This window comes from Aeromonas sp. 604443, from assembly GCF_049170315.1.
Classification (GTDB): Bacteria; Pseudomonadota; Gammaproteobacteria; order Enterobacterales; family Aeromonadaceae; genus Aeromonas; species Aeromonas veronii_A.
The window spans coordinates 798190-811053 of sequence record NZ_JAAKMI010000001.1 but is presented as its reverse complement, the minus strand read 5'-3'; the positions used below and the strand labels follow the sequence as shown (position 1 = coordinate 811053).

The following is a 12864-nucleotide window of genomic DNA, read 5'->3' as shown; positions in this document are numbered from 1 at the left end:
GTGGAGCAGCTCGGTAGCTCGTCGGGCTCATAACCCGAAGGTCGTCGGTTCAAATCCGGCCCCCGCAACCAACTTTTTCGTCAGCATGCGATTGTGCAAACAATCGAAGGCAGACAAACGCCACAGACTTCTGCTCGGTCTGGGGTGACAATTCGGACGCGGGGTGGAGCAGCTCGGTAGCTCGTCGGGCTCATAACCCGAAGGTCGTCGGTTCAAATCCGGCCCCCGCAACCAACTTCCTGATAGTTTTCTTCTTTTCCCCCTCATTACATTGAATATATCTCCATCGGGTATGCAACCGATGGCGATTAATGCTGTTTCCTGCGCTTTTTCAAGACCATAACTGGTCGTCTCGACCATTTGTTAGGTATCATCAGATATCTCTTCATGGATGAGGCACGCGCCTGTGATCACTCCTTTTACCTATCTTCCTCCTGCTATTGAAAGCCGGGATGCCACGCTGACCGAGACCCTTTCACAGGGCTTGCCATTGCAACTGCTGCTGATCGCCGAAGAGCAAAAGGAGGCATTGCTGTCGCTACCGGCCCTGTCGGGGATCAACACCCAGTTGGCGCTTGGGCAAAAAGCACCTTTCACCCTGATGCATGGTTCCACCCTGTTGCTGGTCATATTGGTGACCGGCAATGTGACGCGGGATCACCGTCTTTATAAGCAGGTCAGAGGTTGGATAGCCCCGCTCTCCGGGCTCAAGGTAGAGCGGCTCGGGCTGCATCTGGAGGGGTTCTCCCCCTCAGAGCGGGTGATGCTGGCTGAATTGATGTTGTCGGCTCTGTTGGCCGCCAATCTACCGTTGCCGACCAGCAAAAGCCGTAGCGAAAGTGGCTGGAACTATCAGCATGTGTCGGTCTCTCCTGCTGTAGTGCTGGATCTCGCTCGTATCTACAGCGAAGCAGGGGGCAATGGGCTGGCTCGTCATTTGGCGGTGTTACCCGCCTCGGAGCTGACTGCGGCCAGCTATCGCGAGTTCGTCAGCCAGCTGGCTCAGGATGAAGGTTGGCAGTGCCATCACTACGATCAGGCGCAGCTGGCCGAGCTGGGAGCGGGGGCTTTTTTGGCGGTAGCCCGCGGTTCGGAAGATAATCAGGGGGCCATGGTCAAGCTCAGCTACTACCCGTCCAAGCCGGTACGCCGCATTGCGTTGGTGGGCAAGGGGATCTGCCATGACTCAGGTGGCTATAACCTCAAGGTATCCGGCAGCATGTATGGCATGCATCTCGATATGGGGGGCAGTGCGGTGGCGTTGGGTACCCTTTATGCCATCAGTCGGGCTCAGCTGCCCTATGAGGTTCACTGCTGGTTGGCGATTGCCGAGAATCATATCGGTCCCCAGGCTTATCGTCCGGGTGAAGTGGTGACAGCGATGAATGGTCTCACCATCGAAGTGGTGGATACCGATGCGGAGGGACGAATGGTGCTGGCCGATACTCTGACGATGGCGGCGCAGGATACCCCGGATCTGCTGATCGATTATGCGACTCTGACCGGCGCTTGCAAGCGGGCACTGGGCAGTCGCTATAGCGGCGTCTTTACCAATCGCCACGAATGGCTGGCATCGCTGGTCAAGCTGGGTCAGCACAGCGGTGAACGAGTCTGGCCCTTTCCGCTCGATGAGGATTACGATGAAAATATCGAGAGCGAGTGGGCCGATCTGTTGCAGTGTGCACCAGGCAGTTCGCCGGATCACATTGATGCGGCCCGCTTTCTTGCCCATTTTATCCCCGAGCAGACGCCCTGGCTGCACTTCGACCTGAGCGGTTTTCGCAACAAGGGGGGCAATGGGGTGGTCTCCAGCGAAGTGACCGGCTTTGGTGTGCGGTTCACGCTGGATCTGCTGGCTGGCCCACTCGGTCGAGTGGGGCACTCAGCTTCCGAATAATCTGACTGATAAAAGGATTTCTGTGAAACAACCAAGCTATGACTGGGTGCTGTTCGATCTGGATGAAACCCTGCTCGATTTCCCGGTCGCCGAGGCACTGGTGCAAACGCTGCAGATCTATGGTGTGGAGGCCGATGACGCCAGCATGGCGCAGTACCATGCTATCAACCATGAGCTCTGGCAGCAGTACAACGATGGCGAGATCGATGCGACAGTGCTGCAGCAGACCCGCTTCTCCCTCTTTGCCCAGCAAGTTGCCGCCGACCCCATGGCGATGAACAATACCTTTCTGGAGCAGATCATTGCCCTTAGCATGCCCCTCGAAGGGGTGGTCGAGACCCTGCAGCAATTGCGCAGCAAGGTGCGGATGGGGATCATCACCAATGGTTTCAGCGTCCCCCAACGTGGCAGACTTGGAAAACTGGGCTGGAGCGAGTGGTTCGAGCCCCTGGTGATCTCTGACGAGATCCGGGTGACCAAGCCGGCGCCGGCTATTTTCCAGCACACACTCTCCCTGATGGGGAAGCCGGATCCGGCCAGAGTGCTAATGGTGGGGGACAATCCGAAAACTGATATTGCCGGGGCTGCGTCACAGGGATTGGCTACCTGCTGGTATAACCCGAGGCGGCACTCGGGCGAATGCGATGCGACCCACGAGATCCACCACTTCGCCCATCTTGCCGACATTGTGCTGGGATGCTGACGGGTAGAGGTAACTCATCATGTCAACGGTGACAAAATTGTCTTGGCAAGTCGCAACAAGGCTAGTTTGAGACAGAGTAGGGTTTGCTTGAGACGGCAAGGGGAGCGGATGCTCCCCTTGCTCATTGGGTGTTTTGTTATGGTTGCAGGGATCTGAACTGGTAGCGGTCGAGGATCTGCTGATAGTCGGGGCTCTGTTTCAACTGATGGATAGCTTGATTGATCCGTTGCAGTTGCGCCTCTGTGGTGCTCTCTTTGCTCAGCATCAGGTGTACTGGTGTCTGCTCGAGCGGCAGCTGGATCTTGAATTCGGAAAGTATATCTCCATCATGACTCAACCCCTGCATCCCGTGGGGGTCTAGCACGAGCCCCTGAACTCGCCCAGCCCGTAGCATCTTCAACAGCTGATCCAGCCTCAGGCGTATCTGCAGGCGTGGTTGCATTTCGGGTTCGGTCATCAGCTGGCGAAAGGCAATGCCGTAATCAAAATTCTTGAGGACACCAATATTGAAGTCAGCTCGTTCGCGCAGCGATGCCAGCGAGGTAATGTCGCGCCAGCGTTGCTCATCCTGCCGGCGGATAATAATAACGGCCTGCTCTTCCCGGTAGGGATGGGTGAATCGCGCATATTGTTGTCGTTCGGTGGTGATATTGGCAGACATGGCAAGTTGTACCGTGCCAAAACGCAGTTCATGAAGCACCCTAGACCAAGGCATTTCGCTGAATCTGGCCTGATAACCGGCTCGCTGGAAGATGGCGTGGACCAGCTCAACGTCCAGCCCCCGCAACTGTTGCTGCTTATCGCGAAAACTGAAGGGTTGCCACTCTGTCCAGCCTACAACCAGGGGCTCTTGTGCTATTGCTTGGCAGCATAAACACCATATCAGCAAGACTCTGTACACACCTTATCCCCCCGGATCGGCTGATAGGGTTGAGTATTGGACAGGAATGACGGACTAACCAGTAGAGAAGAGGGGTGAGTGGATGCACAGAGGTGCATCCATCACAGTTCGTGGGCGTGGAATCCCTTGCGATAGCGGGCTTCGCAGCGCGGGCAGCGTTGCAGGGTCGGATCCTGTTCCAGCTGTTCGATGGAAAGCGGCTCTTCACAATCGGAGCAGAGGCCATAGAGGCCAAGATCCATCTGACAGAGTGCCGCATCGATCCGCTTGAGGCGGGCCACGCTCTGCTCAACCTTCGGCAGATCCAGCCGGCTGGTCAGTTCCACCAGTTGATCCTGCTCGCAGTGACCGACCTGTTCGGCCCACTCGTCACGGCGGCAAGCTTTAAGCTGACCGATCAGCGTTTCTCGTACTTGGGCCCAGTCTGACAGCAGGCGATTACGCCAGACAGTCAACTGTGCATGCGTCATTTCACACACATTATCCCCCACAGGACAGACGACAGATTCGGGGCAGTATAGGGATCCGATAACTCTATCAAGATGATATGCGTCAAGTTAAACGTGGTTAGCCGTGGCTTTTGGCTGCTTGCAGCAGGGCATCGCGGATGGGATCCGTCTCTTTGAGCACCCGGATCTCCTGAAACAGCAGGTCCGCTTCGGGATATTCCCGCTTGAGATAGCTGAACCACTGTTTGATGCGGCTGGGGTAGTAGTCAGCTTTTTCGCTGGCCAGATCCTGCTCGGTATAGCTCACCATCAACTGCAGTACCTCGGCCCAGCTCATGTGCGGGCAGCCGGTTTTCATCACGTTGGCCAGATTGGGCAGGGAGATGGCGCCGCGCCCGACCATCAGGGCATTGCAGCCGGAGACGCGGGCGCAGGCGAGGGCATCTTTATGATCCCAAATCTCGCCGTTGGCGGTGACGGGGATGGGCAGGGCGCGGCGAATGGCATCCACATACTCCCAGTGGGCGGGTGCCTTGTAGCCTTCGCGCTTGGTGCGGGCATGAACGGCCAGCTCGTTGGCGCCCCCCTGGAAGACCGCCTGGGCGTTCTCCAGATAGAGATCCTTGTCGTCGTAACCGAGGCGAATTTTGGCGCTCACCGGCAGATGGGCGGGCACCGCCTCGCGCACCGCCTTGACGATGCGGTAGATGGTCTCGGGCTCTTTGAGCAGCACCGCACCGCCCTTGCTCTTGTTGACCGTAGGGGCGGGACAGCCGAAGTTGAGATCGACCCCGGGGGAGCCCAGCTCGATGGCGCGCACGGCGTTCTCGGCCAGCCACTCGGGGTGTTGCCCCAGCAGTTGTACCCGCACCGGGGTGCCTGCGCGGGTTTTGCCATCTTGCAGCAGTTCAGGGCAGAGGCGGTAGAACACCTTGGCGGGCAGCAGCTGATCGACGACCCGGATAAACTCGCTCACGCAGAGATCGTAATCATTGACGGAGGTGAGTACCTCCCGCATCAGGTGATCCAGTACCCCCTGCATGGGGGCCAAAATAACGCGCATAACGGCTTTCCGACGAGAGTGGGGAGAAAAAAGAGCGCAGATTGTAGTGGGGTTGCGGCCCGCTGTCAGCACCCGCTCAAACTCTGTTAGGCTAGAGGGAGATAAATCACGCAAGGAGAAGGAATGAAGCGTTGGTGTCTGATGGCGCTCGGGTGGCTGGCATTTGCCACTGGTATTGTGGGCATTGTGCTGCCGCTCTTGCCGACTACCCCCTTCATGTTGCTGGCTGCCGCCCTGTTTGCCCGCTCGTCGCCCCGTTTTCATCGCTGGCTGTTGACCCATCCCTGGTTTGGCCCGCCCATCGTGGATTGGCAACAGTATCGCGGCATTCGTCGTCAGGCCAGACGGCGCGCCATTATCTTCATTTTGCTCACCTTTTCGGTGTCGCTGGCGGTGGTGCCACTGCTGTGGGTCAAGGGGTTGCTGGTTATCATAATGGTGATCCTGCTCACCTGGTTAATGCGTCTGCCGGTGCTGGAGCCAGTTGCAATGGTGAAGTGAAGTCCCTAAGCTATTGCAGCAATAATGCTATGGAGTCGGCCTGTCATTTTTGCGTGACAGGCTTTTTTATTTCCCGCAGAAGGGAATTGAGAAAAAATGGCCACCCCTGGGTCAAAAAAATAAGCGGTCAACACATGAATCCGGAAACCCTGAAATTTATCGAAGCAAGCATCAAGACCATTCCCGACTATCCGAAGCCGGGCATTCTGTTTCGTGACATCACCAGCCTGATCGAGAATGCCGAGGCCTTCAAGGCCACCATCGATCTGCTGGCCAATCATTATCGTGATCAAGGGATCACCAAGATTGTTGGCACCGAAGCTCGCGGCTTCATCTTTGGCGCGCCGGTTGCCTATGCCATGGGGCTGGGCTTCGTACCGGTCCGCAAGCCGGGCAAGCTGCCGCGCGAAGTGATCGAGGAGTCCTATGCCCTCGAGTACGGCACTGACACCCTGCAACTGCACACCGATGCCATCGTGCCTGGTGACAAGGTGCTGGTCGTGGACGATCTGCTGGCGACCGGTGGTACCGTTGATGCGACCGTCAAGCTGATCCGCCGTGCCGGTGGTGAAGTTGCCGATGCGGCCTTCATCATCTCCCTGCCGTCTCTGGGTGGCGATGCCCGCCTGACTGCTGCTGGCATCAAGGTAGTCTCACTGGTCGAGCTGGCCGGCGAGTAATGCCTCTTCGGCCCGATCCTCTGCATCGGGCCTGCATTGAACCGGTGCCCTTGCGGGCATCGGTTTGAAAATCAAGCGATCCCTCCCGCTCTGACCGATAGCCGATACAGCCAGCCCGCCATTTGTGTTAGCATCCGGCCTCAATGCCCTGTCTTCCCTGCATGATGGATTTATGAGCTATCAGGTTCTGGCGCGTAAATGGCGCCCCCATACGTTTGAACAAGTGGTAGGCCAGCAACATGTGCTGACCGCCTTGACCAACGCCCTGGATCAGGGACGGCTGCATCACGCCTATCTGCTGAGCGGTACCCGCGGGGTCGGCAAGACCACCATCGCCCGTATTCTGGCCAAGAGCCTCAACTGCGAGCAGGGGATCAGCAGCCACCCATGCGGCGTCTGTGATACCTGCCGCGAGATCGATCAGGGCAACTTTGTCGACCTGCTGGAGATTGACGCGGCGTCCCGCACCAAGGTGGAAGATACCCGCGAGCTGCTCGACAACGTGCAGTACCGTCCGGCCCGCGGCCGCTTCAAGGTCTACCTCATCGATGAAGTGCACATGTTGTCGCGCCACAGCTTCAACGCGCTGCTGAAAACCCTGGAAGAGCCGCCCCCCTATGTGAAGTTTCTGCTGGCCACCACGGATCCGCAGAAGTTGCCCATTACCATTCTCTCGCGCTGCCTGCAGTTTCATCTGAAGAGTCTGGATCAGACCCAGATCGCCAAGCAGCTCGAATGGGTGCTGGATCAGGAGGGGCAGCCCTTCGAACCACGCGCCCTGCTGGCCCTGGCCAAAGCCGCCGACGGCAGTATGCGAGATGCCCTGAGCCTGACCGATCAGGCGCTGGCCCACGGCAATGGTAGCGTGCGCCTCGAGAGTGTGCTGGCGATGCTGGGCACGCTCGATCACCGCCATCTGCACCAGCTGCTGGAAGCCATTTTGCGGCAAGATGCCCCCGCGACCATGGCCAAGATCACCGAGATCGCCACCCTGGGCCCCGATTTTGATCAGCTCCACGCCGAGCTGGAAGGCTTGCTCCATCGCATCGCCATGGCGCAGCTGCTGCCTGCCAGCGTGCAGGAGCAGGGGGCGGATGCCGATTCCCTGCTGCAACTGGCCAAGGCGATGAGCCCGGAAGAGGTGCAGCTCTGCTACCAGATCGTGCTGGGTGGCCGTAAAGATCTGCCCTGGGCCCCCGATGGCCGCACTGCGCTGGAGATGACCTGCCTGCGGATGCTCGCCTTCTCGCCAAGGCGCGATGCCCTGTATCCTGCCAGCCTCACCGCGTTGCCCCCGTCAATGACGAGCAGTGCGGCGAGCAGTGCCACGCCGGTAGCCTCCTTGCCGGGAAAGCGCCCGGCCGCTGAATCGGCCGCACTGGCACCGATCAGCGGCGCCGTGCCTGCACCGCTAGCCAGCCCTGTTGCTAACAGTGCCGTGCCCGCTGTTGATGTCTCCCTGCCTGCGATGGTGGATGACATCGGCAACCCCGCCGACAGCGAGGAGGAGGCAAAAGCCGCCGAGCTGTTCAGCCAGCAGGATGAACTGCTGCGTGAAGCCGCAGGCATGGGGTATCAACCCGAGCCCGCGTTGACCCATGCGCAACCCGATGTGTCTGCGCACTCAGCTGCACAGCCCGCAGATGCTGATGAACAAGCTTCTGCCGCAGCCTACGCGGACCATTCCCGTGGCGAGTCGCTGACTGCCCCCTTCGAGCCCGCGCTCGAACCGACAATTGCGCCGGTTACCGCTCCTGAAGCTGTTTCGGCGGTGTCGAGCATGCAAAGCCTGCTTGGCAAGCGAAACATGCTGCGCAGCCGCCAGCGTGGTCAGGATGCCCCGGCGGCGCCCGCGCCGCGCGCGGTGCCGGTTGCGCCAGCTCGCCCTGTTGCGCCCGCTGCTGCACCGGCCGTCACCCAACAACCTGCTCCGGTCAGCCAATCGGTCGGGCAGGGGATGGCGGCGATGGGTCACTATGATGATCTGCCGCCGGTGGATCTCTATGGCGACGGTTACGAGCCGCAGGGTGACAACGGGGAATACGAGGAGTACCTCAATCAGGGCTTTGCCGAGCAGACTCAGGTGATGAGCCACGCCCCTGTCACGGCACCGGCCCAGCCAACCGATCTGCCCCCCTGGGATCTCGACGGGCAGCCGAGCTATCGACCCGGCGAGCGCAGCGCTGCGGCGCCTGCGGTGACGCCTGCCCCAGCGACCCAGCCACCCGTTGCCACCACGGCGGTGGCTGCTACCCCTGTGACGCAGGATGAGCCCGTTCAGCCGGTGATGGAGACCATCGACTGGGATGAGCTCGAGAGCGACAGCGAGCCGCAAGAGGGAGAGGCGACTCGCCTTATCCCCTCCTCGCTGCTCAATGGTTGCGGCGACCCTTGGGCCGAGTTGATCGCTCACACTCAGGTGGGAGGGCGGCTGCGCCAGCTGGCCATCAACTCGGTGATGACGCGGGAAGGGGACAAGGTACTGCTAACCCTCAAGCCCGAGCAGCGCCATCTGGTGAGCGACAAGGCGCGCGCCGATCTGGCCGAGATCATCGGGCCAGCGCTGGGTCAACCGGTGCAGGTCGAGGTGACGCTCGGCGTGGTGCCTGACCAGGAGACCCCCCTCGAGATCGAACATCGCCTTTATCTCGGGGTGCGCGAGCAGGTGACCCGGGATCTGGAGCAGGATCCCAACGTACAGTTTTTAGTTCAGCGGTTTGGTGCCGTGCTCCATCACGAGAGCATCGAGCCCCTCAACCGCTAAATTCCGTGGCCGGGAGCTTGCTTCCGGTTGAAAAGCAGTTTGGCTGTCCCCATCTAGGACAGACAAGCCCACAGCCCGGCGCTGGATGCCGGATTTCAAGACGAGAGACGACATATGTTTGGTAAAGGTGGAATGGGGAACCTGATGAAACAGGCCCAACAGATGCAAGAGCGTATGCAGAAGGCGCAGGAGCAGCTGGCTCAGATGGAAGTGACCGGTGAAGCCGGTGCTGGCATGGTCAAGGTCACCATGACCGGTAGCCACAGCGTCCGTCGCATCGAGATCGACCCCTCCCTGATGGAAGATGACAAGGAGCTGCTGGAAGATCTGGTCGCCGCCGCTTGTAACGATGCCGTGCGTCGTGTGGAAGAGCAGAACAAGGCCAAGATGGGCGAGCTGACCGGTGGCATGCAACTGCCGCCAGGCTTCAAGATGCCGTTCTAAGGCGACTCTCCCCGCGCATTCTTGCTCCCTTGTCGCTGGCCATTCGGGCCACGGCAAGGGGGACGGCCGAGAGACCCAAAGACGCAGCGTTATTGCTCAGGCGATACGCTGCGTTTTTTATGGGCGCCATGCTGGCGTGGACGGGCTCTAACTATCCCTTCTGCGGAGAGGTTGCCACAGCGAAGGCCGATTGAGCCATGAAACGCAGCCGCCTTGCCAAGGTGGCGCTATTTGTCGATACCCGCTATCGGATATCCCGGTTTTGCGTGGCCGGGCGGGATCGGCATAATGGCGGCTTGCCGTATCGAGGAGATTGTATGAAATATATCGGAGCCCACGTCAGTGCGGCCGGCGGGGTGGAGAATACCATCGCCCGCGCCCAGGCCATCGGGGCCAACGCGTTTGCCCTCTTTACCAAGAATCAACGTCAGTGGCAGGCCGCCCCCTTGTCGGATGCCACCATCCGCGCCTTCAAGGCGGCCTGTGACAAGGCCGGTTTTCTGCCGGAGCAGATCCTGCCCCACGACAGTTACCTCATCAATCTGGGCCACCCGGATCCCGATGGTCTGGCCAAATCCCGCGATGCGTTTCTCGATGAGATGAAGCGCTGCGAGCAGCTGGGGCTTTGCTATCTGAACTTCCACCCCGGTAGCCATCTCAAGCAGATCCCAGAGGCTGCCAGCCTCAAGCTGGTGAGCGAGTCCATCAACTGGGCGCTGGAGCGAAATGAAGGGGTGACGGCGGTGATCGAGAATACCGCCGGGCAGGGGACCAACCTCGGCTGGTCGTTCGAGCACCTCGCCACCATCATCGAGGGGGTGGAGGACAAGAGCCGGGTCGGGATCTGTTTCGATACCTGCCACGCCTTTGCCGCTGGCTACGATTTGCGCACCGCCGAGAGCTGCGCTGCCGTCTTTGCCGAGTTCGACCGCACGGTGGGTTTTCATTATCTCAAGGGGATGCATATCAACGGCGCCAAGTGCACCTTCGGCAGCCGGGTCGATCGCCACCACAGCTTGCGGGAGGGCAATCTGGGGGAGGCTGTTTTCCACCACATCATGAATGATGATCGCTTCGATCGCATTCCGCTGATCCTCGAGACCATAGACGAGTCCATCTGGGGCGAGGAGATCAGCTGGTTGCGCAGTCTGGCGAAGTGATACTCAGAAGCGAATCAAAGAGAGGGAGCCGTGGCTCCCTCTCTGCTTTTTCCATCATTAGCGGGCGGGCCTGTCAGCGGCGCTCCGAGCGCGCGTTACTCTGCGCGGCTCACCTCGGCATCCTTCACCTGAGCCCGGCAGAAGTGGATAAAGTGGCGCAGGGAGGTGGAGTGGTACTTCTGCTTGTGCCAGATAAGGGAGAGCTGGCGCGGGAAGCGGCGGGAGAGGGGCAGGGCGATCAGCCGCCCATCTGCCAGGCGATCCGAGGCTGCCAGCCGGGAGATAAAGGAGATACCAAGCCCCTTCTCCACCGCCAGCATCACCGCCTCCAGGGTGTTGAGTTCAAGCCCTGGTTGCCAGCGGGGCAGCTCGGGCTGGATCTGCTGGATAAATTGCTCGCGGCTGCCCGATTGTGCTTCACGCAATACCCAGGTTTCGCCCCCCAGACGGGAGAGGGAGAGCTCCTTCTTGTTGGCAAGCGGGTGACCGGGTGGGGCCACCACCAGCATCTCGTCCTGCAGCCAGGGTTCGGCGAGCAGGTCGGGGTGGTGGTTCTCCCCCTCGATCAGTGCCATATCCAGCTCGAAGTTGGCCAACGCATGGCAGAGCAGGTGAGTGTTGTTGATGGTCACCTTGGGGGGGAGCCCCAGCTCCTGTTTGCTGCTGGCGAGCAGGGTGGGGAGCAGGTAGTTGCCGATGGTCTGGCTGGCACCAAGGCGCAGTTGGCCGCTCGGCTCGGCATCGGGGCTGAACAGGTTCTCGATATCTTGCATCCGTGTCAGCAGCTCTTCGGCGGCCGGTTGCAGCAGGCGCCCCTCGTTGTTGAGCTGCAATCTGGGGTGAATGCGGTCAAACAACGGGGTGGAGAGCTGGCGCTCCAGCTCCTGTAGCGACTGGGAGACGGCCCCCTTGCTCAGGCAGAGCTCGTTGGCGGCAAGGCCAAGGTTTCCATAACGGGCAATGGTGGCGAACACTTTCAGCTGCTGCAGGGTCAGTTTCATCGTGTTTGGTTTTCCTGAATGATTGATTTAATTCATTTAGATATCGTAAACGATAAGGGACCATTATCCTATCGCCATAGTCATCAATAGAAAGGTGTCATCATGATCGCAAGAACCCGTAAATCACTGGCTGCCGCCCCAACCCCCATGGCGGGTCTGGCGCTGGGCATCGCCAGCCTTGGTTGGTGTTGGGAAAATGCCGGTCACTTCGATGGCCGGATGCAACTGCTGGGTGCTGCCATTGCGGCCGTGCTGCTAGTGATCCTGACCTTCAAGTTTCTGCTTCACCCCCGCCTGCTGTTGCTGGATCTCGCTCACCCCGTGGTGGGCAGTGTGGTACCGACCTATGCCATGGGCACCATGGTGGTCTCCAAAGCGCTCGGTATGATTGCGCCGCAAGCGGGCGAGGCCCTCTGGCTGTTTGCCGTGGCGGTTCATCTGCTGTTCCTGGCCACCTTTATCTGGCATCGCGCCAAAGAGTTTGAAATCCACCACATGGTGCCGAGCTGGTTCGTGCCGCCGGTGGGGATCATCGTGGCTGACGTCGCCTTCCCGGGTGGTCAGTTTGCCCCGCTGGCCAACGGTCTGCTCTGGTTCGGGATCATCTGCTACGGCTTGATGCTGCCGCTGATGCTCTACCGCCTGATCTTCAGCCATGAAGTGCCGGATGCCGCCAAACCGACCATTGCCATTCTGGCTGCCCCTGCCAGCCTCTCTCTGGCCGGTTACCTGACTGTCAGTCAGGAGCCGTCACTGCTGCTGGTGGCCGTGCTGTTGGGGATCGCCATCCTGATGACCGGCATCATCTATCTGGCCTTCATCAAACTGCTGCGTCTGCCCTTCTCGCCGGGTTATGCCGCCTTCACCTTCCCGCTGGTGATCGGTGCCACCGCTCTGTTCAAAGTGGCTCATCTGGTTGAAGGGTTTGCGCAAGGGAGTCACTACGTCGAGCAGATCAGACTGCTGGCTCACTTCGAGCTGGGGGTGGCTACCGTGATCGTCGGGTATGTGGCACTGCGTTACCTGATGTTTTTTCTGCCGCAGCGTAATACCGAAATGAATAACGGCATGGCTCGCCAAGGGGCTCACCGATAAACCTTGATGATGTGACATCGGGAAATGGATAAGCAGTGCGCTCCGAGAGCGACGGGATAAACGACCAGTCATACGATGGATGGACAAAGAGCCTCCACCCTGGTTGTGTAACGAGCAAAATGCCCCGCAGTGCGGGGCATTTTTTTATGGTTTTTTGATGTGGCGCCAGTGGCGGGCTATTTGACATGGATTTAACTGGTATTACC

12 protein-coding genes and 1 tRNA gene are annotated in these 12864 nt (G+C 59.6%); 9 read left to right on the top strand and 4 right to left on the bottom strand.

Features of this window, described 5'->3' with window-relative positions; genetic code table 11:
• Nucleotides 1-157: 157 nt before the first annotated feature.
• From G5380_RS03565 to yjjG, 3 genes are all read left to right on the top strand, one after another.
• Nucleotides 158-234 (top strand) — tRNA-Met (locus G5380_RS03565).
• 172 nt (nt 235-406) lie between these two features.
• The gene (locus tag G5380_RS03560; protein ID WP_266135690.1) at nt 407-1897 is read left to right on the top strand and encodes a M17 family metallopeptidase; all 1491 of its coding nucleotides are present in this window, start codon (nt 407-409) and stop codon (nt 1895-1897) included.
• A 22-nt stretch (nt 1898-1919) separates the two neighbouring features.
• On the top strand, nt 1920-2600 hold the full coding sequence (yjjG, locus tag G5380_RS03555) for a pyrimidine 5'-nucleotidase (protein WP_216953489.1): 681 nt from the start codon (nt 1920-1922) through the stop codon (nt 2598-2600).
• Nucleotides 2601-2736: 136 nt separating this feature from the next.
• Here the strand turns inward: yjjG and G5380_RS03550 are convergent, their stop codons facing one another.
• The 3 genes from G5380_RS03550 to dusC all read right to left on the bottom strand — a co-directional run bounded on the left by G5380_RS03550 (nt 2737) and on the right by dusC (nt 5013).
• Nucleotides 2737-3444, bottom strand: a complete 708-nt coding sequence (locus G5380_RS03550; RefSeq protein ID WP_266135705.1) for a substrate-binding periplasmic protein — start codon at nt 3442-3444, stop codon at nt 2737-2739.
• Between the two features lie 158 nt (nt 3445-3602).
• Nucleotides 3603-3971 (bottom strand): TraR/DksA family transcriptional regulator, encoded by a 369-nt coding sequence (locus G5380_RS03545; protein WP_421210152.1) that lies wholly within the window; start codon nt 3969-3971, stop codon nt 3603-3605.
• A gap of 97 nt (nt 3972-4068) precedes the next feature.
• Nucleotides 4069-5013 carry a tRNA dihydrouridine(16) synthase DusC gene (gene dusC, locus G5380_RS03540; protein ID WP_421210154.1) on the bottom strand — a complete coding sequence of 315 codons (945 nt, stop codon included), beginning with the start codon at nt 5011-5013 and terminating at the stop codon, nt 4069-4071.
• Nucleotides 5014-5136: 123 nt separating this feature from the next.
• Here dusC and G5380_RS03535 point away from each other — a divergent pair, with 123 nt between their 5' ends.
• The 5 genes from G5380_RS03535 (at nt 5137) to nfo (ending at nt 10562) form a co-directional block, all read left to right on the top strand.
• Nucleotides 5137-5514: a YbaN family protein gene (locus G5380_RS03535; RefSeq protein ID WP_064335934.1), complete on the top strand. Its 378-nt coding sequence runs from the start codon at nt 5137-5139 to the stop codon at nt 5512-5514.
• 134 nt (nt 5515-5648) lie between these two features.
• Nucleotides 5649-6194 carry an adenine phosphoribosyltransferase gene (gene apt / locus G5380_RS03530; RefSeq protein ID WP_005352403.1) on the top strand — a complete coding sequence of 182 codons (546 nt, stop codon included), beginning with the start codon at nt 5649-5651 and terminating at the stop codon, nt 6192-6194.
• A gap of 172 nt (nt 6195-6366) precedes the next feature.
• Entirely contained in the window at nt 6367-8958 is a 2592-nt protein-coding gene (gene dnaX / locus G5380_RS03525) for a DNA polymerase III subunit gamma/tau (protein ID WP_421210156.1), read from the top strand.
• 114 nt (nt 8959-9072) lie between these two features.
• On the top strand, nt 9073-9402 hold the full coding sequence (locus G5380_RS03520) for a YbaB/EbfC family nucleoid-associated protein (RefSeq protein WP_005333445.1): 330 nt from the start codon (nt 9073-9075) through the stop codon (nt 9400-9402).
• Nucleotides 9403-9719: 317 nt separating this feature from the next.
• Nucleotides 9720-10562, top strand: coding sequence for a deoxyribonuclease IV (gene nfo / locus G5380_RS03515; RefSeq protein ID WP_421352376.1), 843 nt, complete (start codon nt 9720-9722; stop codon nt 10560-10562).
• Between the two features lie 95 nt (nt 10563-10657).
• Here nfo and G5380_RS03510 read toward each other — a convergent pair whose 3' ends face one another.
• Complete coding sequence (locus tag G5380_RS03510; protein ID WP_040068074.1) at nt 10658-11563, bottom strand: LysR substrate-binding domain-containing protein; 906 nt, start codon at nt 11561-11563, stop codon at nt 10658-10660.
• 102 nt (nt 11564-11665) lie between these two features.
• Between G5380_RS03510 and G5380_RS03505 the strand changes: the two genes are divergently transcribed.
• The gene (locus G5380_RS03505; RefSeq protein ID WP_158112510.1) at nt 11666-12658 is read left to right on the top strand and encodes a TDT family transporter; all 993 of its coding nucleotides are present in this window, start codon (nt 11666-11668) and stop codon (nt 12656-12658) included.
• Nucleotides 12659-12864 lie beyond the last annotated feature (206 nt).

Coding starts and splice junctions, on each gene's coding strand:
- dusC (WP_421210154.1), bottom strand. CDS start 5,013: ATGCGCGTTATTTTGGCCCCCATGCAGGGGGTACTGGATCACCTGATG.
- dnaX (WP_421210156.1), top strand. CDS start 6,367: ATGAGCTATCAGGTTCTGGCGCGTAAATGGCGCCCCCATACGTTTGAA.
- G5380_RS03520 (WP_005333445.1), top strand. CDS start 9,073: ATGTTTGGTAAAGGTGGAATGGGGAACCTGATGAAACAGGCCCAACAG.
- G5380_RS03545 (WP_421210152.1), bottom strand. CDS start 3,971: ATGACGCATGCACAGTTGACTGTCTGGCGTAATCGCCTGCTGTCAGAC.
- G5380_RS03510 (WP_040068074.1), bottom strand. CDS start 11,563: ATGAAACTGACCCTGCAGCAGCTGAAAGTGTTCGCCACCATTGCCCGT.
- apt (WP_005352403.1), top strand. CDS start 5,649: ATGAATCCGGAAACCCTGAAATTTATCGAAGCAAGCATCAAGACCATT.
- nfo (WP_421352376.1), top strand. CDS start 9,720: ATGAAATATATCGGAGCCCACGTCAGTGCGGCCGGCGGGGTGGAGAAT.
- G5380_RS03505 (WP_158112510.1), top strand. CDS start 11,666: ATGATCGCAAGAACCCGTAAATCACTGGCTGCCGCCCCAACCCCCATG.
- G5380_RS03535 (WP_064335934.1), top strand. CDS start 5,137: ATGAAGCGTTGGTGTCTGATGGCGCTCGGGTGGCTGGCATTTGCCACT.